At 73.4% G+C, this 25,820-nt stretch carries 22 protein-coding genes; 12 read left to right on the top strand and 10 right to left on the bottom strand.

The window, feature by feature from the left end:
* Positions 1–86: 86 nt before the first annotated feature.
* From ABZ899_RS28865 to ABZ899_RS28845, 5 genes are read right to left on the bottom strand one after another with little or no spacing between them, the layout of a single operon-like run.
* Complete coding sequence (locus ABZ899_RS28865) at positions 87–1,940, bottom strand: ABC transporter ATP-binding protein (protein ID WP_361351396.1); 1,854 nt, start codon at positions 1,938–1,940, stop codon at positions 87–89.
* The gene (locus tag ABZ899_RS28860; protein ID WP_361351394.1) at positions 1,937–2,374 is read right to left on the bottom strand and encodes a lasso peptide biosynthesis B2 protein; all 438 of its coding nucleotides are present in this window, start codon (positions 2,372–2,374) and stop codon (positions 1,937–1,939) included. Before ABZ899_RS28860 ends, ABZ899_RS28865 begins: the two co-directional genes overlap by 4 nt.
* The gene (locus ABZ899_RS28855) at positions 2,371–2,625 is read right to left on the bottom strand and encodes a lasso peptide biosynthesis PqqD family chaperone (RefSeq protein WP_361351392.1); all 255 of its coding nucleotides are present in this window, start codon (positions 2,623–2,625) and stop codon (positions 2,371–2,373) included. Before ABZ899_RS28855 ends, ABZ899_RS28860 begins: the two co-directional genes overlap by 4 nt.
* A 37-nt stretch (positions 2,626–2,662) precedes the next feature.
* Positions 2,663–4,513: a lasso peptide isopeptide bond-forming cyclase gene (locus ABZ899_RS28850; RefSeq protein ID WP_361351391.1), complete on the bottom strand. Its 1,851-nt coding sequence runs from the start codon at positions 4,511–4,513 to the stop codon at positions 2,663–2,665.
* 26 nt (positions 4,514–4,539) lie between these two features.
* Positions 4,540–4,650 carry a keywimysin-related RiPP gene (locus ABZ899_RS28845; protein ID WP_107407388.1) on the bottom strand — a complete coding sequence of 37 codons (111 nt, stop codon included), beginning with the start codon at positions 4,648–4,650 and terminating at the stop codon, positions 4,540–4,542.
* Positions 4,651–5,206: 556 nt separating this feature from the next.
* Here ABZ899_RS28845 and panD point away from each other — a divergent pair.
* Entirely contained in the window at positions 5,207–5,629 is a 423-nt protein-coding gene (gene panD / locus ABZ899_RS28840) for an aspartate 1-decarboxylase (RefSeq protein WP_361351388.1), read from the top strand.
* A 22-nt stretch (positions 5,630–5,651) separates the two neighbouring features.
* Entirely contained in the window at positions 5,652–5,996 is a 345-nt protein-coding gene (locus ABZ899_RS28835) for a GNAT family N-acetyltransferase (protein WP_361351387.1), read from the top strand.
* A 395-nt stretch (positions 5,997–6,391) separates the two neighbouring features.
* Here the strand turns inward: ABZ899_RS28835 and ABZ899_RS28830 are convergent, their stop codons facing one another.
* Both ABZ899_RS28830 and gndA read right to left on the bottom strand, forming a co-directional pair.
* Positions 6,392–7,954: an alpha/beta hydrolase gene (locus ABZ899_RS28830; protein ID WP_361351385.1), complete on the bottom strand. Its 1,563-nt coding sequence runs from the start codon at positions 7,952–7,954 to the stop codon at positions 6,392–6,394.
* Between the two features lie 801 nt (positions 7,955–8,755).
* The gene (gene gndA / locus ABZ899_RS28825) at positions 8,756–10,195 is read right to left on the bottom strand and encodes an NADP-dependent phosphogluconate dehydrogenase (RefSeq protein ID WP_361351383.1); all 1,440 of its coding nucleotides are present in this window, start codon (positions 10,193–10,195) and stop codon (positions 8,756–8,758) included.
* A 290-nt stretch (positions 10,196–10,485) separates the two neighbouring features.
* Between gndA and ABZ899_RS28820 the strand changes: the two genes are divergently transcribed.
* Positions 10,486–11,622, top strand: coding sequence for a transglycosylase family protein (locus tag ABZ899_RS28820; RefSeq protein ID WP_361351381.1), 1,137 nt, complete (start codon positions 10,486–10,488; stop codon positions 11,620–11,622).
* Here ABZ899_RS28820 and ABZ899_RS28815 read toward each other — a convergent pair.
* Positions 11,612–12,655, bottom strand: coding sequence for a DMT family transporter (locus tag ABZ899_RS28815; protein WP_361351379.1), 1,044 nt, complete (start codon positions 12,653–12,655; stop codon positions 11,612–11,614). The two genes, ABZ899_RS28820 and ABZ899_RS28815, sit on opposite strands and share 11 nt — an antisense overlap.
* 229 nt (positions 12,656–12,884) lie before the next feature.
* On the opposite strand from ABZ899_RS28815, the gene ABZ899_RS28810 reads away from it, so the two are divergent.
* From ABZ899_RS28810 to ABZ899_RS28775, 8 genes are all read left to right on the top strand, one after another.
* Positions 12,885–13,604: a (2Fe-2S)-binding protein gene (locus ABZ899_RS28810; protein ID WP_361351377.1), complete on the top strand. Its 720-nt coding sequence runs from the start codon at positions 12,885–12,887 to the stop codon at positions 13,602–13,604.
* A gap of 38 nt (positions 13,605–13,642) precedes the next feature.
* Entirely contained in the window at positions 13,643–14,794 is a 1,152-nt protein-coding gene (glgA, locus tag ABZ899_RS28805; protein WP_361351375.1) for a glycogen synthase, read from the top strand.
* A gap of 51 nt (positions 14,795–14,845) precedes the next feature.
* Positions 14,846–16,066, top strand: a complete 1,221-nt coding sequence (glgC, locus tag ABZ899_RS28800; protein ID WP_361351373.1) for a glucose-1-phosphate adenylyltransferase — start codon at positions 14,846–14,848, stop codon at positions 16,064–16,066.
* 226 nt (positions 16,067–16,292) lie between these two features.
* The gene (locus tag ABZ899_RS28795) at positions 16,293–17,633 is read left to right on the top strand and encodes a wax ester/triacylglycerol synthase family O-acyltransferase (protein WP_361351371.1); all 1,341 of its coding nucleotides are present in this window, start codon (positions 16,293–16,295) and stop codon (positions 17,631–17,633) included.
* Between the two features lie 121 nt (positions 17,634–17,754).
* On the top strand, positions 17,755–19,275 hold the full coding sequence (locus tag ABZ899_RS28790; protein ID WP_361351369.1) for an SDR family NAD(P)-dependent oxidoreductase: 1,521 nt from the start codon (positions 17,755–17,757) through the stop codon (positions 19,273–19,275).
* A 450-nt stretch (positions 19,276–19,725) separates the two neighbouring features.
* Positions 19,726–19,899, top strand: coding sequence for a hypothetical protein (locus ABZ899_RS28785; protein ID WP_361351367.1), 174 nt, complete (start codon positions 19,726–19,728; stop codon positions 19,897–19,899).
* A gap of 223 nt (positions 19,900–20,122) precedes the next feature.
* Positions 20,123–20,701, top strand: coding sequence for a WHG domain-containing protein (locus ABZ899_RS28780; RefSeq protein ID WP_361351365.1), 579 nt, complete (start codon positions 20,123–20,125; stop codon positions 20,699–20,701).
* 16 nt (positions 20,702–20,717) lie between these two features.
* Complete coding sequence (locus ABZ899_RS28775; RefSeq protein ID WP_361351363.1) at positions 20,718–21,899, top strand: GDSL-type esterase/lipase family protein; 1,182 nt, start codon at positions 20,718–20,720, stop codon at positions 21,897–21,899.
* A 19-nt stretch (positions 21,900–21,918) separates the two neighbouring features.
* Here the strand turns inward: ABZ899_RS28775 and ABZ899_RS28770 are convergent, their stop codons facing one another.
* On the bottom strand, positions 21,919–23,262 hold the full coding sequence (locus tag ABZ899_RS28770) for an amidase family protein (protein ID WP_361351362.1): 1,344 nt from the start codon (positions 23,260–23,262) through the stop codon (positions 21,919–21,921).
* Positions 23,263–23,474: 212 nt separating this feature from the next.
* On the opposite strand from ABZ899_RS28770, the gene ABZ899_RS28765 reads away from it, so the two are divergent.
* Entirely contained in the window at positions 23,475–24,581 is a 1,107-nt protein-coding gene (locus ABZ899_RS28765) for a serine hydrolase domain-containing protein (RefSeq protein ID WP_361351361.1), read from the top strand.
* A 31-nt stretch (positions 24,582–24,612) separates the two neighbouring features.
* Here ABZ899_RS28765 and ABZ899_RS28760 read toward each other — a convergent pair whose 3' ends face one another.
* Positions 24,613–25,623 (bottom strand): LacI family DNA-binding transcriptional regulator, encoded by a 1,011-nt coding sequence (locus ABZ899_RS28760; protein WP_361351412.1) that lies wholly within the window; start codon positions 25,621–25,623, stop codon positions 24,613–24,615.
* Between the last annotated feature and the right edge of the window lie 197 nt (positions 25,624–25,820).

The following is a 25,820-nucleotide window of genomic DNA, read 5'->3' as shown; positions in this document are numbered from 1 at the left end:
ATCTTCGAGACATTCCCTTGGAGAATGGCCGGTGGCCCGTACATGGGTCCGGATCTCGGCCGGCCGGGTCGCGAACGCAGAACGCTTCAACCGCCCGCCCGCCCTCGCTTGCCGGTCCCGGGCTTCCCGCCGGCCCGGAGCATCTGGCTCGCGGCCAGTTCGCGGTAGAGGGCGCTGCTGACCAGCAATTCCTCGTGGCGTCCGCCGGCGGCCGTGCGGCCGTCCTGGAGCACCACGATGTGGTCGGCGTGTTGCACGGTGGACAGGCGATGGGCGATGACCAACAGGGCGCATTCCTGGGCGACGTCCTTCATGACGGAGGTGAGCGCCGATTCGTTGATCGCGTCGAGGTGGGAGGTGGGTTCGTCCAGCAGAAGCAGTGAAGGGCGGGCCAGCAGCGCGCGGGCGAGGGCGACGCGTTGACGTTCACCGCCAGAGAGATTGCCGCCGCGTTCACCGATGACAGCGGCCAGGCCCCCGGGCAGCCGGTCGACGACCTCGTCGAGCCTGGCCAGTTCGACGACGCGCCGGATCTCCGCCTCCGTGGCGTCGGGCACCGCGTAGGTGATGTTGTCGCGCAAGGTGCCGTGGACGACATGGGCGTTCTGATCGACCACGGCGATACGCCGGCGGCAGGCGCCACGGGTGAGTTCGGCCGCAGGCCGCCCATCGAAGAGCAAGGTGCCCGCGTCTGGCTCGTAGAACCGCGCCACCAGGGCGAACACCGTGCTCTTCCCGGCGCCGGACCGGCCCACCAGGGCCACGTGCCGGCGCTTCGGGACAGCGAACGAGACACCGCGCAGGATTGGCCGCTCAGGGTCGTAGCCGAAGTGGACGTCGCGCAGGGCGAGGACGGGCTGCTCGCGGGAGCCGGACGGCAGGGTCGGCCGCAGTGTGGGTGCGCGGTCTTTCGGGATCTGGGGCGCGGTGGGCTCCACAGGAAGGCGGAGTGCCTCGTCGATGCGCTGGTAGGCGCCCATCCCGCGTTGGACGAGGCCCACGGCGCGGAAGACGGAGGACAGCGGCAGGACGAGGTACGAGGCGTACAGCAGGAACGCCACGAGGTCACCGAGGGAGCCGGCATGACCGCCCACGCGCAGGCCGCCGACGACCAGGACGATGAGGAAGGAGCCTTGAACGGCGAGTTCGACGGCGGAGCTCATCACGGAGGCGAGCTTCGCCGTGCGCACCCCCGCGCCGTAGGCCGCCTCCACGCGGGCGCCGATACCGGCCGCCTCGCGCTCCTCGGCGCCGTGCACGCGGACCATCGGCAGGGCGCCCAGGGCGCGTTCCATATCGGCGGCGACGGCACCGACCGAGCCCTGCATGTGTTCGGACGCGTTCCTGATGCCCGTGAGCAGTGAGGCGACCACCACGGCCGCCGCTGCCACGGTCACGGCGACCAGGAGCAGCAGCAGAAGGTCCAGCCACGCCATGAGGGCGATCGCGCCGGCGGCGACCAGGCTTCCCGTCACGAGATCGACCAGGGCCTGCGAGACGACCTCCCGCAGCAAGGTGGTGTCGGCCGTCACCCGGGAGATGAGGTCGCCGCCCCGGTGGCGGTGGTACTCCCTCATCTCCAGCCGCAGCAGCCGATCCACCAGCCCGTGCCGGAGTTGCCGTACGACGCCTTCGCCCATCCGTTCCAGAAGGAAGCGTCCTGCGGCCCCCGTCGCCGCCTCGACGACGAAGAGCGTGCCCAGGAGTGCCAGCAGCGGCCAGATGACCTGCCCGCGGCCGCTCGCGTCGACGGCCTGCTTGGCGACGAGTGGCTGGGCCAGTCCCAGGGCGGAGCCCACGAGGGTCAGTACGCTGGCGACGGCGATGGAGCTGCGATGCCCGGCGGTGAGCCGGTACATCGTGGCCACCGCCGCCAGGGTGGACTTGTCGGCTTCGGTGACGGCGGCCCGTCCGCCGTGCGGGACCGTCGCGCCGGTCATCGTTCAGTAGGCCGCGGCAGCGGATCGACGGCCACCAGCCGGGCGAAGTAGCCCTCCGGGACGCCCTCGCCGACGGGACGGCCCTCCGCCTCGATCCAGGCGTGCGCGGTGAAGGGCGGCGTGACCCGTACGCCGGTGCACCAGGACGGCCATGTTCCGCCCAGCCGGCACAGCAGTGCCGCTCCCAGGGAGCGCGGCAGGCACCCCTTCGGTCCGGCGCAGCGCAGACTGGCGGCGCACATGGCGTCGCGTGCGTTCTGGGCCTGTGCGGTGGTCGCCGGCGCGGCGCCGCGCCGCAGCACACCGAGCACGGTGCGGAGGTGGCGGGGCGGCAGCAGGGCCAAGGCGATGGCCGGCAGCAGGACGAGGCGGGCGGTCAGGCGTCGGGCCAGGGGCACACCGGTGGGCCGCTCCAGCGCGCTGGGCGTCGTCATGAGACGAGCCCCGAGTCGCGCAGCTCCCGTACGAGCGTCTCGACGTCCCGCAGGGCCTGGGCCTGGTCGATGTCGAACTCCCGGACCAGGGCGGCGGCCGCCTCCGCCTCCTCGCCGCCGTCCAGCAGCGTCCGTACCACCAAGGTGGCCGTCGGGTTCAACTCCCAGTACGCACCAGCCTGTTCGTCCAGCAGCACGGTGCCGTAGTCGGTCTCGGCCGCGGAGACGTTGTCGCCGAAGCGCAGGGGCATGTGAGCGCCTTTCTGTCGTGTGCGAGAGAGGATGCGGTCAGGGCTGCGGGACCCGGGTGCGGCCGCGGGCGAGCCCGCGCAGCCACACCTCCGCGGCGATCGTGGAGTAGAGGATGGCGTCGGAGAGCCCTGGGGAGGCGGGTCGCCGGGCGAGGCGGCGCAGCTCGGCGTCGTCCACCAGGCCCAGCTCTGCCAGCCGTGAGTCCTCCCACAGGGCCAGCAGGTCGGCGCGGTGTTCACGCAGCCCGTTGGACGCGTCCATGGAGGCCGCGGCCTTGTTGCTGCGTCGCAGGCACTGCTCGGGCACGATCCCGCGCATCGCGGCGCTCAGGACGGGCTTGTACCGCCAGGGCGTGACGCGTTCGCCCGGACGTACGGCGAGACACGCCTCGATGACCCGGTCGTCGAGGAAGGGGGAGGCCATCGGCAGGCCGGCGCGGGCCGCCATCCGGTCCCACTGCCGGATGACACGGCCGCACGAGCGGATCTGCTCCAGGTCGGTGTGGAGCCCGCGGTCCGGGTGCAGCGGGGAGGCCGTCGCCGCGGCGTCGAGCAGTGCGCGGCGGGCCATCCGCTCGGCCTCCGGGGTCACCCAGCCGAACAGGCGAGGAGCCATGCCCCAGCCGAGACCCGTTGCGACGGACGGGGGCAGCGGGCCACGTAGGCCACCGGCGGCGTCGGCGAGCCACTTCCCGTACGGCCGGAAGTCGGCGAGAGCGCGGAGTGTGCCGCCGAGCGGCCATTGCCACAGCGCCCGGAACCCGCGCAACTGGCGCAGGGCGAAAAGAGGACGGGTGCGCAGCAGCCGGTGGTAGTACGCCTCGGAGCACCATGCCACGTGGTCGCCGCCGATGCCGGTCAGGTGCAACCGGCTGCCTCGTGCGGCGAGGCCGGGCAGGTGGTGCAGGACCCGGGAGCGGTCCATGACGCCGATGGTGGGCTCGTCGAGGAGGTCGTCGATGCCGAGCAGATCCTCGTAGACCAGCGGCGAGGCGTCGGCGTCCCAGACCACGTGCTCGACGTCCGGCAGGTACCCCATCGCCCGCTCGGCCCAGGACAGGTCGGTGTCCGCCGGATCACGTCCCGGCCACGTACTGGCCACCACGCGGGCGGGAGAGCGGTCGGCCAGGAAGCAGACGGAGGTCGAGTCCAGGCCACCCGACAGGTCGCAGCTCACCACGCCGCCCTGACGGGTACGCGCGTCGACGGCCTCCTGCAGTGCCCTCCGGATCAGGGGCGCCGCTTCGGTGAGCGGCCGGACCGGCTCCGGCGGCGTCCACCACTGAGTGTGCCGTACCGTGCGCCCGTCCGCTGCGACGACCACGGCGGCCTGCGGAGGGACGGCGGTGACCCCACGCCACATCGAAGTCTCGAAGAGCGGATACGGGGCGGGCCACAGCAACCGTACGGCCAGTTCCTCCACGTCGGGGTCCAGACCCAGGACGGTGGCCAGCATGTCGGCGCGGGTCGCGGCCACGCGCACGCCGTCGATCTCCGCGTGGAAGACGAGTCGTAGTCCGGAGGCGGTGCCCTGGACCCTGATCTGTCCGTCGAGGGCGCCGACGAGGTGAAAACTGCCAGGGAGGGATCGGGCCAGCGCGTCGAGCTCCGTGAGATCACGCAACCGTGCGGCCCGGCGCTGCAAATCGTCGGCGTCGACCGGACAGCAGCCGACGACGGCGAGGGAGGCGCCGCCGGCGCCGGCCGTGACGACCTCGTCGTCGTGCCAGTGGCCGACCAGCCAGGGCCGGCCCGACGGGTGCGCGAGGGTCCGGCTTCCGGGGCGGGCGAAGGAGCGGGCCGCGGCGGCCGCGTCCGCACGGTCCGTGAAGACCGCGAAGTGCGCGTCGCCGGGGCCCGTCCCCGCACTTTCGTGCAGTTCAGTCATGACGTCGGGTCAAGGGCCGTCGGTCGTCAGTTCTTGCTCAGGATCAGCCGGTCGTTGCCGTGGCGCTGGAGAAGCCCCGTCTCCTTCCGGAAGGTACCGAGCCGGACGAGCGTCGGTGCCTCGTATGCCTTCTTCATGACCACTCCTCACGTGCAGGTTGCGCGACCACATCCCTGACCGACGGCCCAGGGGACTGGCCGATGTGCCGTCGGTCGGCCCAGGGTTCATCGGGAACCCGGGCCAGGAAGCGGGCGCAGCAATAGCTAGCTGCAGAGCGCGGGATCAAGGCAAGAGTCCTTGCGAAGCTCGGATGATATGCAAAATTCGAATCCCCCTGGGTTGTGCACCCGCTCTCGTTCCGGTTTTCGTCCGCGCAGCATTGTTGTGTGACCTGGGTGTACGCATGCTCGAATGAACGTTTTGACGTGCGTTTCCGGTAGTTGCTCGCCGCAGCTGCCAGGACGCGTTCGACGGCCGGCACGGGTGGGCGCCGCCGGGGCGCGCTCCGTGCCCTCGATGCGTTCGCTCCGCTCCGCTTCGAATCGGTCGCCAGAGATCGCGCAGGTGAGAAGCCCGCTCGCCACGGCGCACGATGGTGTGGAGGGTCTTCGAGTCGAAGGCACGCCCGTGTACAGTGAACGACGCCTTTGACCTGCACAAAGCGGGCAGGGAGCCGTCTTCCAGGAGTTGAAAATGCTGCGCACCATGTTCAAGTCCAAGATCCACCGCGCCACCGTCACCCAGGCCGACCTGCACTACGTGGGATCGGTGACCATCGACGCGGATCTGCTCGACGCCGCCGATCTGTGGCCCGGGGAGCTCGTCCACATCGTCGACATCACCAACGGCGCCCGTCTGGAGACGTACGTCATCGAGGGCGAGCGCGGGTCCGGCGTCGTCGGGATCAACGGGGCCGCCGCCCATCTCGTCCACCCCGGCGATCTGGTGATCATCATCAGTTACGCTCAGATGACCGACGCCGAGGCGCGGGAGTTCGAGCCGCGCGTCGTGCACGTGGACGGCGCCAACCGGATCGTCGCCCTCGGCGCGGACCCGTCCGAGCCGGTGCCGGGCTCCGACCAGGAGCGCAGCCCGCAGGCCGTGCCGGTGGCCTGAGTCCAAGGAGCAGGAGCGTGCGATGAGCGACATCGAGATCCGCGACGATCGGGCGGCGGGCCGTCTGGAGGCGGTCCAGGGCGACGAGGTGGTCGGCCGTATCGAGTACTTCGTCCTCGACGAACCGTCCCGCGCCCTCGTCCCCGTCCACACCGTCGTGGAGCCCGCGCACGAGGGGAAGGGCATCGCCGGCTCCCTCGCCCGCGAGCTGTACCGCATGGCGGAGCGCGAGGGCGTCGCCGTCGTACCCCTCTGCCCGTACGTCGCCAAGTGGGCCGAGCGGCACCCGGACGAGGCCCCCGCGGCCGACCCGGAGCTGCTCGCCGCCGCGAAGGAATGGCTGCGGGCGCATCCCGGGCGGTTCTGACGGTCTCGGGGCGGGCCGTGCGTGGTGCGGGCGGGTGACTGCCCGCGCCCGTCCCGGGTATGCGGGGCAGTAGTCCAGAGCCGACGTGCGTCGAGTGGCTGGAGGACGCCATGACGAACCCGTATCCGGATCCGGTCCCCGGACCGGCGCCGGCCCCGGAGCCCCATCCGGTCCCGACCCCGGAGCCCCCGCCGGCTCCCCAGCCCCCGGCCCCCGGGCCGCCGCCGCCCACGCCGGGCCCGCCCCCGTCACCGGATCCGGTGCCGCCGGGCCCGCCGTCGCCGCCGGACCCCGTGCCGCCGGGGCCCGCCCCGTCGCCGATCCCGCCGGGGCCCGAACCGGTGCCGAACCCCGAGCCCGGGCCGCCGCTGAGCTGACCCGCCGGTCCGGGCGGGCTACGGCGCGGTCTCGAACCGCGGCGGGCGCACGGTCGCCAGGCACGACCGGTCCGCCGCGGCCGGCGTCCGGAAGAACGACACCGTGAGGGACTGCGCGCACGGCGAATCCGCGAAGGCGACGTGGGCGACGTAGGGGACCGTGACCACCGTGGACCGGCTCAGGGTGCGGGCGACGTACGCCCCGTTGCTCTCGCCTGTCTGCGCGTCGAAACCGGCCGACATGACGAGCGTCGGGATGGCGCTGCGGGTCTTGTTCCGGATCGACGCGGGCGCCGGGGGGACGTTCCAGGCACGGCAGTCCGCGTGCAGGAACGGCAGTTGCGGGGCGTTGGCCAGCACCGAGCGGGGGAACGAGGGGAACGCGCGCCGCCCGGCGCGGATCACGTCGGCCTCGCTCTCGTACGGTGTCCACTCCCGGCAGAAGACGCCGTACGCCAGGCCGTGGGCCAGCCGTCCGACGGCCTGCGGGCTGAGCTTGCCGCCCGCCCACTGCTCGGCGATCCGCGTCGGGTCGCCGTGGGCCAGCGCGTCGATGGACCGTGGCACGCCGGCCGGCACATGGGTCGCGGAGGTCAGCCAGTTCACCAGGACGCCGCCGTCCAGCACGACCCTCACCGGGTCCGGCCGGTCCGGCACCCGCACCGTGGTGGTGACCGGGTGGGCCTCCAGCCGGCGTACCAGGCGCTCGAACGTACCGCGCAGATCCGGGTAGCGGCGGGCGCACGCCGACTGCTCGGCGCAGGCGCGGAACAGCCCGTCGAAGCCCTGCCGTGCCGCACTCCAGGTCAGGCCCGCGCCCGCCAGGGAGGGCGGCAGGACGCCGTCGATGCCGACGGACCGGACGCCCTGCGGGTACCGGCGCATGTAGGTGAGCGCGAGGTCGGTGCCGTAGGAGATGCCGAAGACGTTCCACCGGCGCAGACCCAGCGCGGCCCGCAGGTCCGCGTAGTCGGCGGCGCTCTCGGACGTGTCGTACGCCGGCAGGTCCGCGCCGAGGCGGGCCAGCCGGTCCCGGCACGCGTGGGTCGCCCGGACGTGCAGCCGGCCGGTGGACGGGGCGCCGTGGACGAGGCCGACCGAGCGGGCGTTGAACTTGTCGATGTTCGGGCAGGTCAGTGCGGGGTGGGCCGAGTAGGTGCCGCGCTGCGACATGAACACGACGTCCCGGTCGCGGTTCAGGCCGCCGTCCACGGCGAGCTGGGCCTCGGACACCGCGTCGTCGCCGGGCCCTCCCGCGAACCACACGATCGGGTCGGACGCCCGCCGCGTGACCGCCGGGACGACCGCCACCGCGAGCGTGATCCGGCGTCCGCCTGGCCGCGACCGGTTCTCGGGCACCGTCAGGGTGCCGCAGCGGGCCCCCTCCAGGGCGGGCACCGGATCGGCGGTCCTCGGACACGGGCCGGGCGTGTAGCGGGCGGACCCCGCGGTGCGGGCGACCGTGCCGAGCGGGGCCGCCCCGCCGCCGTCGGCGTGGGCGGGTGGCACCACGAGACCGGTGACGAGAACGCCGGCGGCGGCCGCGGCGAGCAGCCAGGGCCGTGGACGGGCGGCGGTCATGCGGTCTCCGGTGGGAAAGGGGAGTGGAGGACACGGGCTTCGGTGGGGAAGTGAGCGTGAACGGCTTCGGGGCCGGTCCCGCCACGCGGCCGGTGCCGGGTGCGGTCGGGCGGGTCGGGAAGGAGGCGAGGACCCGTTGCGCGCACGGCGACCGCGGTACGACGCAGTGGCCGACGCCGGGGATGCGGACCGTGGTCGAGCGGGACGGGGTGCGGGCAACGTAGACGCCTCAGCGGGCCCCGGTCTGCGCGCCGAACGCCCCCGACAGGACCAGCGTAGGCACCGTGCTCGTGGTCGTCACCCGCTGGACGGCGGTCCGGTCCGACGTCCCCAGGTGTCCGCCCCGGCCGGTCACCGGCTCGGCCGTCGGGGCAGGGATCGGGCACGAAGCCCGTCGGCACCAGCGGCCGCGGTTCGGCGGCGCCTGCCGCGGGGCCGAGAGCGACGAGGAGAACCGCTCCCGCCGTGACCAAGGCCGCCGCGGAGTGCCCCTAGCCCGCGCCTCCCGTGCCGGGCGCGGCCGTGACCGGGCGGCGGGCAGCGCGTGCCGATGTCCTGTTCCGCCATGTGATGCCGTCCCTGAGGTGTCCCTGCCACACCGGCGTCGACGTCGCCTGGGGCGTCGCCCGTCTTCACGGATCGTGGCGGCCCCGGCGCAGGACAGCCTGGGCGGGTGGCCGGGCGCCCGCCACCCGGGGGGCGCCACTCGGGGCGGCCGGGCTCACCCGGACAGCCGTCCGCCCCGCGCCCGGGTCGAGGACCGGGCGCGGGGCGGACGAACCGACGAGGCGGACGCGGAGGCTAGGCGGGGACCTCCGAGCGGTCCCCGCCCCACAGCGTGTGGAACGAGCCGTCCCGGTCGACCCGTCGGTAGGTGTGGGCGCCGAAGAAGTCCCGCTGCCCCTGGGTGAGCGCGGCCGGCAGCCGCTCCGCGCGCAGCGCGTCGTAGTAGGCGAGGGCCGCCGCGAAGCCCGGCGTGGGCACGCCCTCGCGGGTCGCGGCGATCAGCACCTCGCGCCAGTCGTCCTGCGCGTCGGCGATCTCCTGCGCGAAGGTCTCGTCGGACAGCAGGCTCGGCAGGTCGGGGCGGGTGTCGTAGGCGGCCCGGATACGGTCCAGGAACGCCGCGCGGATGATGCAGCCACCGCGCCAGATCGCCGCGACGGCGCCCAGGTCGATGTCCCAGTCGTACTCGGCGCGGGCCGCGTCGATCTCGTGGAAGCCCTGCGTGTACGACACGATCTTCGAGGCGTACAGCGCCTGCTCGACGCGGTCGGCGAAGGCCGCGGCCTCCGACTCGCTCAGCGGCGCGGCCTTCGGGCCGGCCAGCCCCCGCGACGCCTCGCGGAGCGCCGCGTGCCCGGACAGCGACCGGGCGAAGACGGCCTCCGCGATGCCGGACACCGGCACCCCGAGGTCGAGCGCGATCTGCACGGTCCAGCGCCCCGTGCCCTTCTGCTCGGCCTGGTCGACGACGACGTCCACGAAGGGCTTGCCGGTCGCCGCGTCCACGTGGGACAGCACCTCGGCGGTGATCTCGATCAGGTAGGAGTCCAGCCGGCCCTGGTTCCAGGTGCGGAAGATCTCCGCGATCTGCGCGGGCTCGTAGCCGGCGACGTCCCGCAGCAGCTGGTACGCCTCACCGATGAGCTGCATGTCGGCGTACTCGATGCCGTTGTGCACCATCTTCACGAAGTGCCCGGCGCCGTCGGGGCCGACGTGTGTCACACAGGGCGCCCCGTCCTTCGCCTTGGCGGAGATCTTCTCCAGCATCGGGCCCAGCGAGTCGTACGACTCCTTCGGGCCGCCCGGCATGATGCTCGGCCCGTTGAGGGCGCCCTCCTCACCACCGGAGACACCCATGCCGACGAAGTGGATGCCCTGTTCCCGCAGGTCCCGCTCACGGCGGCGGGTGTCCGCGAAGTGCGCGTTGCCACCGTCGATGATCATGTCGCCGGGTTCGAGCAGCGGCGCGAACTCCTGGATCACGGCGTCGGTCGGCTCACCGGCCTTCACCATGATGACGAGCCGCCGCGGGCGCTCCAGCGCCGCCACGAACTCCTTGGCGGTCTCGGCCGCGATGAAGTCGCCCTCGTCGCCGAACTCGTCCACCAGGGCCCGGGTGCGCGCGGGCGTCCGGTTGTGCACCGCGACCGTGTAGCCGTTGCGGGCGAAGTTGCGGGCGAGGTTGCGGCCCATGACCGCGAGACCCGTGACGCCGATCTGCGCCGAAGTGCTCATGCCGTTGGCTCCTAGTGATCTCGAAATGGCAGCGGTGCCGGTCACGCCCGCCAGTATTGCCCCTCGTCCATCCTGACGTGCCGCTACGGCGACCGCGCATCAGGGTGGCGTGATGTCGCAGGCACATACGCACGGAAGGCCCCGGCGCACTCAGTCGTACCGCGCGTACGCCAAAGAGCGCCCCTTCCGCGCCACTTGGCGCGAACAGGCGGCTGATTTGCCGTCTTGTCATGGCCTGTTCGCGGCGCTTACTTTTGCCCCTCCTGACGCACGTCGAGGGGGGCTCCTCCATGGCCGTACGCGGCCGGCACCGCCGGTACCAGCCGAACAGGATCAACCGCGCCTCGCTCACCGTCACCGCGGGCGGCGCGGGGATCGCGCTCCCGCTCATCGGCACCGGCGTCGCGCAGGCCGCCGACATGGACACCTGGAACAAGGTCGCCGCCTGCGAGTCCACCGGCCGATGGCACGTCAACACCGGCAACGGCTACTTCGGCGGTCTGCAGTTCGCCCAGTCCACCTGGGAGGCGTACGGCGGCACCCGGTACGCGGCCCGCGCCGATCTGGCCACCAGGGACCAGCAGATCGCCGTGGCCGAGAAGGTGCTCGACGGGCAGGGGCCCGGTGCCTGGCCGGTGTGCTCGGTCCGGGCCGGGCTGACCAGGGGCGAGGAGGACCTCGGCGTCCACCCGGCCTCGGCCGCCACGAGGAAGACCTCCGTCCAGGACGTCCAGCCGCAGACCACGCCCCAGTCCCGCGCGGGCACGGCGGAGATGTACACGGTGGTGGCGGGTGACACGCTGTCCCGGATCGCGGAAGAGCGGAAGGTGCGAGGGGGTTGGCGGGGCCTGTACGCCGCGAACCGCGCGACCGTCGGCGCGGACCCCGACCTGATCCTGCCGGGCCAGCGCCTCGCGCTGCACGGCAAGGCCGCCCCGAAGGCCCCCGCCCGCAAGCCCGCCGAGGAGCCGGCCCGGGCGAAGCCGTCCACCGACCGCGAGGAACGCGTCGCGAAGAGCGGCCACTCGCTGGTCGCGCCGGTCGGCGCGAGCACCGGCACGCCCTACCGCAAGGCGGGCTCGTCCTGGTCGAAGGGCTACCACACGGGGGTCGACTTCCCCGTTCCGACCGGCACATCCGTGCGGTCCGTCGGCTCCGGGACGGTGGTGGGCGCCGGCTGGGAGGGCTCGTTCGGCTACCAGGTGGTGATCCGGCACGCCGACGGCCGCTACACCCAGTACGCGCACCTTTCCGCGATCTCCGTGAAGGACGGGCAGTCCGTCGGCGCCGGGCAGCGCATCGGGCGGTCCGGGTCCACGGGCAACAGCACGGGCCCGCACCTGCACTTCGAAGTGCGTACGGGCCCGGGCTTCGGCTCGGACGTCGACCCGGTGGCCTATCTGCGGGCGGGCGGCGTCAGGATGTGACCCCGACCCGGTGCGGGTCGAGCGCCGGCGGCGGGTCGTGGGGGCCGGGGAACAGGCCGTACAGGCAGACGGGCTGCGGCCAGGGGTCCCGTGCGGCCGCCTGGGGCGCCCGCTCCGGGACGAGCAGGTCGTCGAGCACGTCCGGGACGACGATCTCCCCGCGTGGCGGGGAGGGGACCGCCTCCGGCGCCGGGACGGGTGCGGCGGACACGAGGCGCTCCGTCGTCAGCAGGATCAGGCCGCCCGCGGCCACCACACCGCAGCCGAGCGCGAGCACCGTCCCGGTGGTGCCGTACCGGAAGGCCTCACCGAACAGGGTGAGGCCGACGGCTGCCGCCACGACGGGGTTCACCACCGTCAGCGTGGCCAGCGGCGCCGCGAGGCCCGCGCCCCGGTAGGCGGCCTGCGACAGCAGCAGGCCGGCCGTCGCGAAGACCCCGATGGTACCGAGCGCCGGAAGGTCGCCGGGGGACACCCCGCCGTCCCAGTCGACCGCGACGACCTTGGTGAACACCGAGGACATGCCGAACGCTACGCCCGACCCGGTCGCGAGCAGCGTGCTGCGCACCGCCGGGTGCCGGTGGGCGGCCCGGCCCGCCACCATCAGCGCCACGACGACTCCGCCGGTCACCAGGGCCACGGCCACCCGCTCGGCCGCGTCCAGCGACTGCGCCGGGGACGCGGCGACCAGGGACAGCAGGCCCGCCAGGCCGACGGTCGCCATCACGGCACCCCGCCAGGCCGTCGCGCCGGCCCTGCGGCCCACGAAGAGCGCCGCCATCGGCAGCGCGAACACGATCGTCAGCGCGCCGAGGGGCTGCACCAGGCTCAGCGGGCCGAACGCCAGCGCCGCCACGTGCAGCACTCCGCCGAGGCCGTTCAGCGCGACCGCGGCCCACCAGCCCGGCCGGCGCATCGGCGCGAACTGCTGCCCGGGGGAGGACACCGCGACCCGCTCCTGCACGATCGCGCCGCCCGCGTAGGCGACGGCCGAGACCAGGGAGAGCAGCACGGACAACGCGAGGGCGCTCATGGGCAGCTCCTCTGCGCAGGGCGGGGGCCGTGACCCCGGCGCGGCGAACGGTCGGCCTTCATGCCCAACACGATGCCGTGCGCGGCTCTTCCCGTCGTCGTCCCAGAGCACGCACTGTGTCGTACTGCTGATGGAGTACGACGGCGGCGGTGTCATCCTCCAGTCGGGTGCCCGGAGGGAGGACACCCGTGGCCGGTGTGCTCGCAGGGGCCTGGTACTACTGCTTCTCGTGGACCTGGACCCCGGCCTCGGCGCGCTCCGCCCGCTCGGCGGGTTCTTCGTCCTGCGCACCTCCCTGGACGCGCCGCGGGCCGGGACGCCCCTGGCCCGGGCGTACGCGGACGGGAACCCCCTGGACCTGCGGCTGCGGCATGTCGCGCGCGTCCTGCGGACCGGGGAGGACCGGGTCGCGGCGTCCGTCGCCCAGCAGGGCCTGGCCGCCCGCCTCTGGTCGGTCGCCCTGGGCTGCGCCGCGCTGTACGGGAGCGTCCCCGACCTCGACCCGGAGCTGCTGCACTGGGACCCCGGCGCCGCCGCGCCGGACGACCTGTGGCTCGGCGAGGTGCGCGCACGGCGCGCCGACCCGGGGACCGTCGCCGACGTGGTCCTGCACGGGCACCTGGAACCCCTCGCCGGCGCGCTGGGCCGACGGCACCGGGTGGCACACGGCCTGCTGTGGGGCAACGCCGCGTCCGCCCTCGCGGCGGCCGCCCGTCAGCTCGACGGGTGGGCCCGCGCCCACGGCCGGTCCGACGCCGCCGCCCGCTCCCGCGACCTGACCGCCCGGCTCCTCGCCCACCCCCTGCTCGCCGGCACCGGCACCCGCACGGGGACGGCCTTCCGGCGCCGCAGCTGCTGCCTCTACTACCGGGTGCCCGGCGGCGGCCTGTGCGGCGACTGCTGCCTCACCCGGCCCCCGCGCTCTTCCCCACACGCCCCATCTGGGTGACCATGAGGACAATCAGCCGTCGAGACAGGGGGTTCCGGGTGCGAGTGGGACTGCTGACCCGGGAGTACCCGCCGGACGTGTACGGCGGCGCGGGCGTCCATGTCGAGTTCCTGGCGCGGGAGTTGCGAGAGCTCGTCGACCTGGAGGTGCACTGCTGGGGTGAGGGCCGCACGGTCGGCGTGCGACGGCACCGCCCCTGGCCGGCGCTCGACACCGCCAACGACGCGCTGCGCACCTTCTCGGTGGACCTGGCGATGGCCGCCGCGCTCGCCGGACGCGAGCTGATCCACTCCCACACCTGGTACGCCAACCTCGCCGGCCACCTCGGCAAGCTCCAGTACGGCATCCCGCACGTGCTGACCGCGCACTCCCTGGAACCGCTGCGGCCCTGGAAGGCCGAGCAACTGGGCGGCGGGTACGCCCTGTCGAGCTGGGCGGAGCGCACCGCCGTCGAGTCCGCCGACGCGGTGATCGCCGTCTCCGGCGCCATGCGCGAGGACATCCTCGGCTGCTACCCGGCGCTGGACCCGGACCGCGTCCACGTCGTGCACAACGGCATCGACACCGCCCTGTACCACCCCGACCCGCGCACCGACGTCCTCGCCCGCTTCGGACTCGACCCCGACCGTCCCTACGTGCTGTTCGTCGGCCGCATCACCCGTCAGAAGGGCGTGCCCCATCTGCTGCGCGCGGTACGGCACATCGACCCCGCCGCGCAGGTCGTGCTCTGTGCGGGCGCCCCCGACACCCCGGAGATCGACCGCGAGTTCCGCGAGCTGTACGAGGAGCTGAGCCGGGTGCGCGCGGGGGTGCACTGGATCCCGCAGATGCTGCCGCGCCCGGAGGTCATCCAACTCCTCACGCACGCGGCGGTGTTCGTCTGCCCCTCGGTGTACGAGCCGCTGGGCATCGTCAATCTGGAGGCGATGGCCTGCGGCACCCCGGTCGTGGCGTCACGGGTCGGCGGCATCCCGGAGGTCGTCGAGGACGGCCGGACGGGACTGCTGGTCCCGCTGGACGACGACTTCGAGGCGGGCCTCGCACGGGCCCTGGACGCGGTGGTGGGGGACCGGGAGGCGGCCCGGCGGATGGGCGAGGCCGGGCGGGAGCGCGCGGTGGGGGAGTTCGGCTGGGACGCCGTGGCCCGCCGCACGGTCCGGCTCTACGGGGAGATCCTGAAACAGGCTTAGCGCGCGCCGCTCCGGGCAGGCTGGGAATCAACCAGGGGTGAGGGAGCGGCCATGCGCGGTGGTGGACCTTCGGTACTCGGCATAGTTCTTGCGGGCGGGGAGGGCAAACGCCTGATGCCGCTGACCGCCGACCGCGCGAAACCGGCGGTCACCTTCGGCGGCACCTACCGGCTCGTCGACTTCGTCCTGTCCAACCTCGTCAACGCCGGAATCCTGCGCATCTGCGTCCTCACGCAGTACAAGTCGCACTCGCTGGACCGGCACATCACCACGACCTGGCGGATGTCCAGCCTGCTCGGCAACTACGTCACCCCGGTCCCGGCCCAGCAGCGGCTCGGTCCGCGCTGGTACCTGGGCAGCGCCGACGCCATCCTGCAGTCGCTGAACCTGATCCACGACGAACGCCCCGAGTACGTCGCCGTCTTCGGCGCCGACCACGTGTACCGCATGGACCCGCGCCAGATGCTGGCCCAGCACATCGACAGCGGCGCGGGCGTCACGGTGGCGGGCATCCGGGTGCCGCGCGCGGAGTCCTCGGCCTTCGGGGTGATCAGCGCCGGCCCGGACGGGCAGACCGTGCGGAGCTTCCTGGAGAAGCCGGCCGACCCGCCGGGCCTCGCGGACGACCCGGAGAGCGTGTTCGCCTCCATGGGCAACTACGTCTTCACCACCAAGGCGCTCATCGAGGCGCTCCAGCGGGACGCCGAGGACGAGCACTCCGTGCACGACATGGGCGGCTCGATCCTGCCCCAGCTCACCGAGCGGGGCGAGGCCCAGCTGTACGACTTCAGCGCCAACCACGTCCCCGGCGAGACCAGCCGCGACCGCGGCTACTGGCGGGACGTGGGCACCCTGGACGCGTACTACGACGCCCATATGGACCTGATCGCCGAGCGCCCCGCGTTCAACCTGTACAACCGCAGCTGGCCCATCTACACCCACTCGGGCCAGCTCTCCCCGGCCCGCTTCAACGCGGGCGGCATCGCCGGCGAGTCCATCATCAGCGCCGGCTGCCTCATCCGCGGGCAGGTCACCCGGTCGGTCCTGTCGCCGGGTGTGGTGGTCGACCCGGGGGCGGTCGTGCAGGGGTCGGTGCTGCACGACAACGTGCACATCGGGCGGGGCGCGGTGGTGCGCGGCGCCGTCCTCGACAAGAACGTCGACGTGCCGCCGGGCGCCACGATCGGCGTCAACCCCGACCGGGACGTGGAGCTCTACACGGTCTCCCCGGGCGGTGTGATCGCGCTCGGCAAGGGCCAGCGGGTGCCGTAGCGGCCGTCGGCGACGGCCGCTGCATGACGCCTCCCGGGTGACGCGCACAAGATGCCCGGTGCCGCTCCCTGTGGTGGGGTGACCTCACAGGCACCATGAGTCCGCTGCCTCCCCGCGAGGCGGGATGTAATCTGGTGTTAACTGTGCGTAGCCTGATCGTACTTGACTGTAATCGCCAGTGAGCGATTGACTGCTGATCCATCCTTCGCCGACGCGAGGCAAGCCATTGACTTCCGACCTGCTCGCACCTCTCGACCTTGCGTTCTGGAACATCGAGTCCGCCGAACACCCGATGCACCTGGGGGCGCTCGGCGTGTTCGCGGCGCACACACCGACCGCCGGCGCCCACGCGGCCGACCTGCTCGCCGCGCGGGCCGCGGCCGTGCCGGGGCTGCGCATGCGCATCCGCGACGCCTGGCGCCCACGCGGTCTGCTGCGGGCGCCGTTCTCCTTCGGCGGTGCCGCCCGCGAGCCCGCCCCCGACTTCGACCCGCTCGACCACGTCCGGCTGCACGCGCCGGCCGCCGACTTCCAGGCGGCGGCCGGACGGCTGATGGAGCGCCCCCTGGAGCGCGGCCGGCCCCCCTGGGAGGCGCATGTGCTGCCCGGCGAGGACGGAGTGTCGTTCGCCGTGCTGTTCAAGTTCCACCACGCCCTCGCCGACGGCCTGCGGGCCCTGACGCTCGCGGCGGCCGTCCTCGACCCGATGGACCTGCCCGTCCGCCGGCCCCGCCCCGAGGAGCCCGGGCGCGGCCGTCTGCCCGATGTGCGCGGGCTCCCCGACCTGGTGCGCGGCGCCGTGTCCGACGTGGGCCGGGCTCTGGACATCGGGGCCTCCGTCGCCGTGTCGACCCTGGCCACCCGCTCCACGGCCGCGCTCACGGCCGAGCCGAGCGGCACCCGCCGTACCGCCGGCGTCGTCGTCGACATCGACGACGTCCACCTCGTCCGCAAGGCCGTCGGCGGCACCGTCAACGACGTCCTGATCGCGGTCGTGGCCGGCGCGCTGCGCCGCTGGCTCGACGAGCGCGGCGACGGCAGCGAGGGCGTCGCGCCCCGCGCCCTGATCCCGGTCTCCCGGCGCCGCCCGCGCACCGCGCACCCCCAGGGCAACCGTCTCTCCGGCTATCTGATGCGGCTCCCGGTGGAGGACGCGGACCCGCTGCGCCGCCTCGCCGCGGTCCGTGCCGCCATGGACCGCAACAAGGACGCGGGCCCCTACCGGGGCGCCGGGGCCGTCGCCCTGCTCGCCGACCACGTGCCGGCGCTCGGGCACCGCTTCGCCGGACCGCTGGTCGCCCAGGCCGCCCGGCTCTGGTTCGACATCCTCGTCACCAGCGTGCCGCTGCCCGGGATCCCGCTGAAGCTCGGCGGCCACCCCGTGGCCGAGGTCTACCCCTTCGCCCCGCTGGCCCGCGGCCAGTCCCTGGCCGTCGCGATCTCGACGTACCGGGGCGGTGTGCACTTCGGCCTCGTCGCCGACGCGCAGGCCGTACCGGACCTCGACGTGCTCGCCCGGGCGATCTCCGAGGAGGTGGCCGGGCTGATCACCGCCTGTGATCCCTGACCCGCCGGCCCCCGGGCCCTTCCGCCGGATTTTGGAGGAGGGGCCCGGCGCTCCGTAGACTTCCGCGTTCGAAAGCGAGCGCGACCGGAGCGCCGCGGGTGATCAGGGAACGGCAGCGGCGATGACGGTGACAGACGACGGCTCGACGGCGACCAGGACCGAGGCCGGACAGGAGCCCGCCGACGGTGTCGTGTACGGCCCCGGTATCGACCCCGAGCGGCTGGCGGTCTGCCTCGCGGTGCTCGAGGAACTCGACGAGCTGGAGGTCGACCACCCCGACGCGATCGCCGTGCGCCGGGCCACCGCGGGTGTCTACCGCACCGTGAAGCAGCGCCGGCGCCAGGAGCGCCGGGCGGCGAAGACCGCGCACGACAAGGCGGTCACGGAGGCCACCGCGACCGGCTCCGCCCAGCGCATCGACGACGAGACCGAGGGCCTGCTGCCGTCCTCCCGTACCGAGGAGGGGCGGATCGCGGGGATACTCCAGCGCCCGCGCTCCTGCTACACCTGCAAGACCCGGTACGTCGAGGTCGACTACTTCTACCACCAGCTCTGCCAGGACTGCGCCCGGCTGAACCGGGACAAGCGCGACACGCGGGCCGACCTCACCGGCAAGCGCGCCCTGCTCACCGGCGGCCGCGCCAAGATCGGCATGTACATCGCCCTGCGGCTGCTGCGGGACGGCGCCCACACCACGATCACCACGCGCTTCCCGAAGGACGCCATCCGCCGGTTCAAGGCGATGGACGACTCGGGGGACTGGATCCACCGCCTGGAGGTCGTCGGCATCGACCTGCGCGACCCGGCGCAGGCCGTGGCCCTCGCCGAGCGGGTCGCCGAGGCGGGCCCGCTCGACATCCTCGTGAACAACGCGACGCAGACCGTGCGCCGGCTGCCCTCCGCCTACGCCGCGCTGGTCGAGGGCGAGAGCGCCCCGCTGCCCGCCGGTGAGCTGCCCGCCCACCAGGTGATCGGGGCCTTCGGCTCCGGCGCGGTCGACGGTCTCACCGCGCTGCCGGCGATCACCGGCGGCCTGGACGCCCAGAAGGTGGCCGACCTCGCCCTGGTCGCGGGCAACGCCAGCGTCGCCCGGCACCTGGACGGCACCGCCATCGACGCCGGCGGCCTGGTGCCCGACGTGGTGGAGTCCAACACCTGGGTGCAGACCATTGACCAGATCTCCCCGGTCGAGCTGCTGGAGACCCAGCTCTGCAACTACACCTCGCCCTTCATCCTGATCAGCGCCCTGCGGCCGAGCATGGCCGAGGCCGCGAAGAAGGCGGCGAGCGGACGGGCGTACGTGGTGAACGTCTCCGCGATGGAGGGTGTCTTCGGTCGCGGCTACAAGGGCGCCGGGCACCCCAACACCAACGCCGCCAAGGCCGCGATGAACATGGTGACCCGCACCAGCGCGCAGGAGATGTTCGAGACCGACGGCATCCTGATGACCTCCGTCGACACCGGCTGGATCACCGACGAGCGCCCGCACTACGACAAGCTCCGGCTCGCCGAGGCCGGCTTCCACGCCCCGCTCGACCTGGTCGACGGAGCGGCCCGGGTCTACGACCCGATCGTGCGCGGCGAGGCGGGCGAGGACCTGTACGGCGTCTTCCTGAAGGACTACGCGCCCGGCAAGTGGTGACGCCCGCACCGCCCCGAATCGCGGCGGTTCGGGGTGTGTTGGCCGGACCCGGCGGGGTGCTCCGCCGGTCCGGGGTGAGTTGGATCCCGGATCGGGGCCGTGCTGCGCCGGGCGAGTGATACGCAAAAGCCGTGTCCAGGGGAAGAACAGGCGATGTCGGGCGGGTGGTTACCGGTCGACTTCGGAGATTTACACGTTGTTTGCAGCCCCATCGAGCAGGCATGCGCTCATTTGGTTAATCTGGAGTGGACGGACAGCGTCAAGGGTCCCAACCCACACCCATGGTCCGTCCCGGGACAAGCCGGTGCACAACGGCCTGCTTGCACACCTGTCACTGACGCCACCGCGTCCGAATCGACGTTGAGCTGGACCCGAAGGGGTGTCAGGCACCGGACCGCAGATTGGCCGGCTCCGCCCCCCGAGGGTGATCCGACACAGAAGGAGTGCGCGGTGACACCTGAGAAGACGAACGCCGAACAACGCCCCAAGGAACGCACGGAGCGTGTGGGCCGCAGGCCGAAGGAGATCGGCAGCCTCGACGTGTGGGCCCGGTCCGCCCCCATCCGGCTGGCGGGCTACGAGGAGGACCTCGCCGAGCCCCACATCCTGCCCAGCGTCGACTGACGGGCGGATCCCACACATCGCCGACCGCATGGACGTGCCGGACACACGCCCATGCCGCCGGGAGAAGCCGCGGCCGGGAAACGGCCGCGGCTCCCGCTTTTCCCGCCCCGGATCGTCGCTGCCCGTCCGTGCCACCCACGTACTCTCGCCCTTGATCGCGCAATCATTTGCCTAAAGGCTTTAGGTGAATGCATACTCGGTCATGGCAAGCGGGAGGATGGTTGTGGCACGCGTAGGACTCACCCCGGACCGGCTGGTCCGCGCCGGCGCCGAGCTGGCCGACGAGATCGGCTTCGAGCAGGTCACCGCGTCGGAACTGGCGCGGCGCTTCGGCGTCAAGGTCGCGTCCCTGTACTCGCACGTGAGGAACACCCAGGACCTGCGGACGAGGATCGCCCTGTTCGCGCTGGAGGAGATGGCCGACCGGGCCGCCGACGCCGTCGCCGGGCGGGCCGGCAAGGACGCCCTGGTCGCCTTCGCCAACGTCTACCGCGACTACGAGCGCGAGCACCCCGGCCGGGCCGCCGCCGCGCGCACGCCGCTCGACCCCGAGACGGCCGCCGCCAGTGCCGGGCCGCGGCACGCGCAGATGACCCGGGCGATCCTGCGCGGCTACGACCTGGCCGAACCGGACGCCACCCACGCCGTCCGGCTGCTCGGAAGCGTCTTCCACGGGTACTCCAGCCTGGAGTCGGCGGGCGGCTTCCGGCACAGCGCGCCCGACTCCGAGGAGACCTGGAACCGGATCCTGGACGCCCTGGACTCCTTGCTGCGCAACTGGCCCACCGAGCCCACCTCCTGATCGACAGGCTGAGGACATGAACACCGAGCACGACTGGATCACCACGACGGTCACCGCGGACCTGCTGCGCGGCGCCCTCGACACCGAGCGGACCGAGCACGGGCTGCTGCCGCACCGGCTGCCCGCCCGGGCCCGTGCGCAGAACACCGACGGGCAGCTGGCCATGGCCGAGTCGCATCCGTCCGGCGTACGGCTCGCCTTCCGCACCCGGGCGACCAGAGTCGAGCTCGACGCCCTGCGCACCCGGCGCAGCTACGTCGGCGTGCCCGAGCGCCCCGACGGCGTGTACGACCTGCTCGTCGACGGGCACCTCGTGGCCCAGGGCAGCGTCGGCGGCGGCAACGTCGTGACCGTCGACATGGCGGCGGGCACCGACGAGCACCGCTCGGGACCGCCCGGCACCGTGCGCTTCGAAGGGCTGCCCGAAGGCGACAAGGACGTCGAGATCTGGCTGCCGCACAACGAGACGACCGAGCTGATCGCCCTGCGCACCGACGCGCCCGTCGAGCCCGCCCGTGATCCCGGCCGCAAGGTGTGGCTGCACCACGGCAGTTCCATCAGCCACGGCTCCGACGCCGCGAGCCCCACCGGCATCTGGCCCGCCGCCGCGGCCGCCCTCGGCGACGTGGAGCTGATCAATCTGGGTCTGGCCGGCAGCGCCCTGCTCGACCCGTTCACCGCCCGCGCCCTGCGCGACACCGCCGCCGACTTCATCAGCGTCAAGATCGGCATCAATCTGGTCAACCTGGACCTCATGCGGGTGCGTGCCTTCGGGCCCGCCGTCCACGGCTTCCTCGACACCGTCCGCGAAGGGCACCCCACCACACCGCTGCTGGTGGTCTCGCCCATCCTGTGCCCGATCCACGAGGACACCCCCGGGCCCTGCGCCCCGGACTTCACGGGTCTGCGCGAGGGCCGGCTGCGGTTCGCGGCGATGGGCGACCCGGCGGAGCGCGCGGCCGGCAAGCTGACACTGAACGTCATCCGCGACGAGCTGTCCCGGATCGTGCGGGAGCGGGCCGCCGACGACCCGCACCTGCACTACCTCGACGGCCGCGAGCTCTACGGCGAGGCCGACTTCGAGGAGCTCCCGCTCCCCGACGACCTGCACCCCGACGCGACGACCCACCGCCGTATGGGTGAGCGGTTCGCGAAGCTGGTCTTCGGCGTCGACGGGCCCTTCGCGCGGGAGGTGTGAGCCGGACGGGTCGGCCCGCTCAGTCCAGCGGCGCCGTCCTGCGCCACGGACGCAACTGCTCGACGCTCTCCGCGAGGGCCAGCAGCGCCGCCTCGGAGCCGGGGCGCCCCACGAGCTGCACGGCGGTGGGCGCTCCGGACGGCAGGGTCCCGAACGGCACCGCCATCGCCGGCCATCCGGTCAGGTTCCACGGCGGGGTCAGCGGCGAGTAGTTGGTGTTGGCCAGCACGTTGCGCAGCCAGCCCCGCTCGTGCCACGGCACGGAACGGGGCGAGCGGCGTGCGAGGGCCGGGGTGAGCAGCACGTCGTGCTCGGCGAAGAACGGCTCCAGCCGGGTGCGCAGCCGCTCCCGGTCCTCACCGGTCCGCGCCCGGCCGACGAACCGCCGGCCCACGGCCGCGTGCACCCGCGTCCGGCGGGTGAGGAGCGCGGTGTCCACGCCCCGGGCGTCCACCGACGTGCCCGCCGTCCAGTGCGTCAGCGAGGTGACGCCCAGCGACATCGGGTACGGCGGATCGGCCCTGCGCACCTGGTGACCGGCCTTCATCAGCAGCGCCGCCGCCTCCCGGGCTGCGCTCGCGTACGGCTTGCTGATGGTGACGCCGGCGATGGGGCTGCGCAGCGACACCGCGATCCGGTACGTCTCCGGCGTCGCCGGCGCCGCCACCTCGGTGCCGGCGAGGACCGACAGCATCAGCCGGGTGTCCTCGACGGTCGTGGCGAGGGGGCCGTTCTCCGACATCCCGAACCAGTCGCCGTCGCCGATGCCGGCCGGGACCACCCCGTTGCCGGGCTTGATCGTGACCAGGCCGCAGTTGGCCGCGGGGATGCGCAGGGACCCCATGCCGTCGTTGCCGAGGGCCAGCGGCACCAGGCCCGCGGCGACCGCGGCCGCGCTGCCGCCGGACGAACCGCCCGCCGTCCGTGAGGTGTCCCAGGGATTGCGGGCCGTGCCGTGGACGCCCTCGGTGGTGCCGAAGACGCACAGCTCCGGCACGTTCGTCAGGCCCACCACCACCGCTCCGGCGGCGCGCAGCCGGGCCACCGTGACGTGGTCCTCGGCGGCCGGGGCGTCCGGCGTCGCCGCCGAGCCGACCCGCATCGACTCGCCGCGCACCGCGAGGTTGTCCTTGACGGCCACCGGCACACCGGCCAGGGGCAGTTCGGCGAGATCGCCGCGCGAGGCCACCTCGTCGGCCTCGGCGAGCGCCGCCTCGGCACGGACCACCCGGAAGGCGCCCACGTGCCCGTCGAGCCGCTCGATCCTCGACAGGTGCTCGGCCACCACCTCCCGGGGCGTGGCCCGCTTCTCGCGTACGGCGGCGGCGATCTCGGCGGCGGTCCTGCCGACCCAGCTGGTCACGGGCGCTCCTTCTGCGTACTGACGGGTATGCAGGAGAACTCTGCCCCTCGCCGGGCCCCGAGTCGAGGGGGCGCCGGGCTCGGATGTCCGGGAGTGTCGGGTGGGACTTCTCCGGGCGGCGCCCGGTGCCGGCGGCCGGGTCACGCCCGGGTGCGGCCGCCGGCCGCGAAATCCGGTTGACCGGAGGGGTGCCGTGGGGGCTGGATGGGCACATGGCCGACATTCAAGGCTCGTACGACACCCTCTTCCTCGCCGTCCCGAACGCACTCGCCGGCATGCTGGACGCCGGTGACGCGGGAGGCTCCGCCGCCGTCTTCGTGGACGGCGAGCCGGTGGTGGACGTCTGGGGAGGGTACGCGAACGCGGAACGGACCGCCCCCTGGGAGCGGGACACCCTCGTCAACGTCTGGTCCGTGACCAAGACGATGACGGCCCTGTGCGCCCTCGTCCTGATCGACCGGGGCGAACTCGACCCGGACGCACCCGTGGCCAGGTACTGGCCGGAGTTCGCGGCGGCGGGCAAGGACAAGGTGCTCGTACGGCATCTCCTGGCGCACACCGCGGGACTGCCCGACTGGGACGGGTCGGTCGAGGACCTCTACGACTGGCCCGCCGTCACCGCCCGGCTGGCGGCGCGGGCGCCCCGGTGGGAGCCGGGCACCGCCGCCGGATACCACTCCCTCACCCAGGGCTTCCTCGTCGGCGAGGTGGTGCGCCGGATCACCGGCCGCGATGTGGGGGAGTTCCTCGCCGAAGAGGTGACCGGGCCGCTGGGCGCCGACTTCCACATCGGGCTGCCGGCCGAGCACGACCACCGGGTCGCCCCGGCGATCCCTCCGGCGGGCCGGGACGAGGACTACGCGTCGAGCGCGCCCGGCGATCCGGCGGGCTCCGAGGCGGGGAACGGGATGCGCGTCCGGGACGGCAACAGCCTGGCCTGGCGCCGCGCGCAGATCCCCGCCGCGAGCGGCTACGGCAACGCCCGCTCGGTCGCGCTGACGCAGTCGGTCCTGGCCTGCGGGGGAGAGGTGAACGGCGTACGCCTGCTGTCACCGGCCGGCTGCGACCGCGCCCGTGAGGTGCAGTTCGACGGTGACGACCGGGTGCTGGGGATGCCGACGCGGTGGGGTCTCGGCTACGGCCTGTTCGGCGGCGCGTGCGGCTGGGGCGGCTGGGGCGGGTCGCTGGTGGTGATCGATCCCGACAGCCGGCTGGTGGTGGCCTACGTGACCCACCAGATGCGTGAGCCCGCCGAGGACACCCGGGGGATGGAGATCGTGACGGCGGCGTACGAAGGGCTTCAGGGACTGGGCCGCTGAGCGGTGCGACGGGGGCTGTGCGGCCGGCCCGTCACGCGCTCCGCGCCAACCCCGTGCTCCCGCGCTCGATCAGCCGCGGCACCGGCACCCCCACCGCCCGCGCCGACCCCCCGTCCAGCAGGGCGATCAGTTCGCGGGCCGCCGTACGGCCGAACTCCCCGCTGTCCCTGGACAGGGCCGACAGCCAGGGCTTGACCATGCGGCACAGGGCCGAGTCCTCCCAGGAGACCACCGAGACGTCCGCCGGCACCGAGAAACCGAGTTCGGTCGCCGCGGCGGCGCCCGCCACCGCCATCACGTCGTTGTCGTAGATGAGCGCGGTCGGGGGAGCGGTGCCCTCCAGCACCCGGCGGGTGACGGCCGCGCCCTCGGCGTCGGAGTAGTCCGTCGTCACCGACCGCACCTCGGACAGGCCCCGCCGCCCCGCCTCGGCCCGCAGCGTGCGGATCCGGCGCTCGGTGTGGGCCAGCCCGGGCAGCCCGGCGATGTGCGCGATCCGCCGGTGGCCGAGGGCGTACAGCCCTTCCACCACGGACGCCATCGCGCCCGCGTCGTCCGCCCACACCGTCGACAGACCGGGGTGCCGGTCGTCCGGGGCGCCGCCGATCACGACCGCGGGCAGGCCGAGTTCGTCCAGGAGGTCCGGACGGGGGTCGTCGGTGCGCGGGTCGACCACCAGGACACCGTCGACCCGGTGCTCGGCCCACCAGCGCCGGTACACCGCGCACTCGTCGGCGACGTCCTCCACGACCTGGAACAGCAGCCCCAGATGCCGCTCCGCCAGCACCTCCTGGATGCCGGAGACCAGTTGGAGGAAGAACGAGTCGACCCCCAGCGTGTCGGCGGGGCGCGCCAGGACGAAGCCGACCGTCGCAGCGCCCTCCCCGGACAGGGCCCGCGCCGCCGTGCTGGGCCGCCAGCCCAGGTCCTCGGCGACCCGCCGCACCCGCTCACGGGTGTCCTCGGACACCCCGGGCCGGCCGTTCAGCGCGAAGGAGACGGCGCTCTGCGAGACACCGGAGTGCCGCGCGATGTCCTTCATCGTCGGCCGCCGGGCCGGTGACCGTCTGCCCGGAGTCGCCGTCATCGAGATCCCCCCATCCAGGACGCATTTGTGCGGCGGGCGCACTAATGCGGTTCAGTGGCGTGATCCTAATGCGCTTCAGCTCCGATCGTCTAATGCGCATTAGTCACTAATGCAATTAGCTGTGCGAGAGTCATTGACGCTCCCGCGCGACG

Origin of the sequence: Streptomyces sp. NPDC046859, assembly GCF_040645135.1 — a bacterium.
Classification (GTDB): Bacteria; Actinomycetota; Actinomycetes; order Streptomycetales; family Streptomycetaceae; genus Streptomyces.
The sequence above is the reverse complement of the archived record's forward strand: the minus strand, read 5'-3'. Positions and strand labels throughout refer to the sequence as shown.

Coding starts and splice junctions, on each gene's coding strand:
- ABZ899_RS28775 (WP_361351363.1), top strand. CDS start 20,718: ATGAACACCGAGCACGACTGGATCACCACGACGGTCACCGCGGACCTG.
- ABZ899_RS28760 (WP_361351412.1), bottom strand. CDS start 25,623: ATGAAGGACATCGCGCGGCACTCCGGTGTCTCGCAGAGCGCCGTCTCC.
- ABZ899_RS28815 (WP_361351379.1), bottom strand. CDS start 12,655: ATGAGCGCCCTCGCGTTGTCCGTGCTGCTCTCCCTGGTCTCGGCCGTC.
- panD (WP_361351388.1), top strand. CDS start 5,207: ATGCTGCGCACCATGTTCAAGTCCAAGATCCACCGCGCCACCGTCACC.
- ABZ899_RS28790 (WP_361351369.1), top strand. CDS start 17,755: ATGACGGTGACAGACGACGGCTCGACGGCGACCAGGACCGAGGCCGGA.
- ABZ899_RS28820 (WP_361351381.1), top strand. CDS start 10,486: ATGGCCGTACGCGGCCGGCACCGCCGGTACCAGCCGAACAGGATCAAC.
- ABZ899_RS28855 (WP_361351392.1), bottom strand. CDS start 2,625: ATGCCCCTGCGCTTCGGCGACAACGTCTCCGCGGCCGAGACCGACTAC.
- ABZ899_RS28850 (WP_361351391.1), bottom strand. CDS start 4,513: ATGACTGAACTGCACGAAAGTGCGGGGACGGGCCCCGGCGACGCGCAC.
- ABZ899_RS28765 (WP_361351361.1), top strand. CDS start 23,475: ATGGCCGACATTCAAGGCTCGTACGACACCCTCTTCCTCGCCGTCCCG.
- ABZ899_RS28835 (WP_361351387.1), top strand. CDS start 5,652: ATGAGCGACATCGAGATCCGCGACGATCGGGCGGCGGGCCGTCTGGAG.
- ABZ899_RS28845 (WP_107407388.1), bottom strand. CDS start 4,650: ATGAAGAAGGCATACGAGGCACCGACGCTCGTCCGGCTCGGTACCTTC.
- ABZ899_RS28860 (WP_361351394.1), bottom strand. CDS start 2,374: ATGACGACGCCCAGCGCGCTGGAGCGGCCCACCGGTGTGCCCCTGGCC.
- gndA (WP_361351383.1), bottom strand. CDS start 10,195: ATGAGCACTTCGGCGCAGATCGGCGTCACGGGTCTCGCGGTCATGGGC.
- ABZ899_RS28830 (WP_361351385.1), bottom strand. CDS start 7,954: ATGACCGCCGCCCGTCCACGGCCCTGGCTGCTCGCCGCGGCCGCCGCC.
- ABZ899_RS28865 (WP_361351396.1), bottom strand. CDS start 1,940: ATGACCGGCGCGACGGTCCCGCACGGCGGACGGGCCGCCGTCACCGAA.
- glgC (WP_361351373.1), top strand. CDS start 14,846: ATGCGCGGTGGTGGACCTTCGGTACTCGGCATAGTTCTTGCGGGCGGG.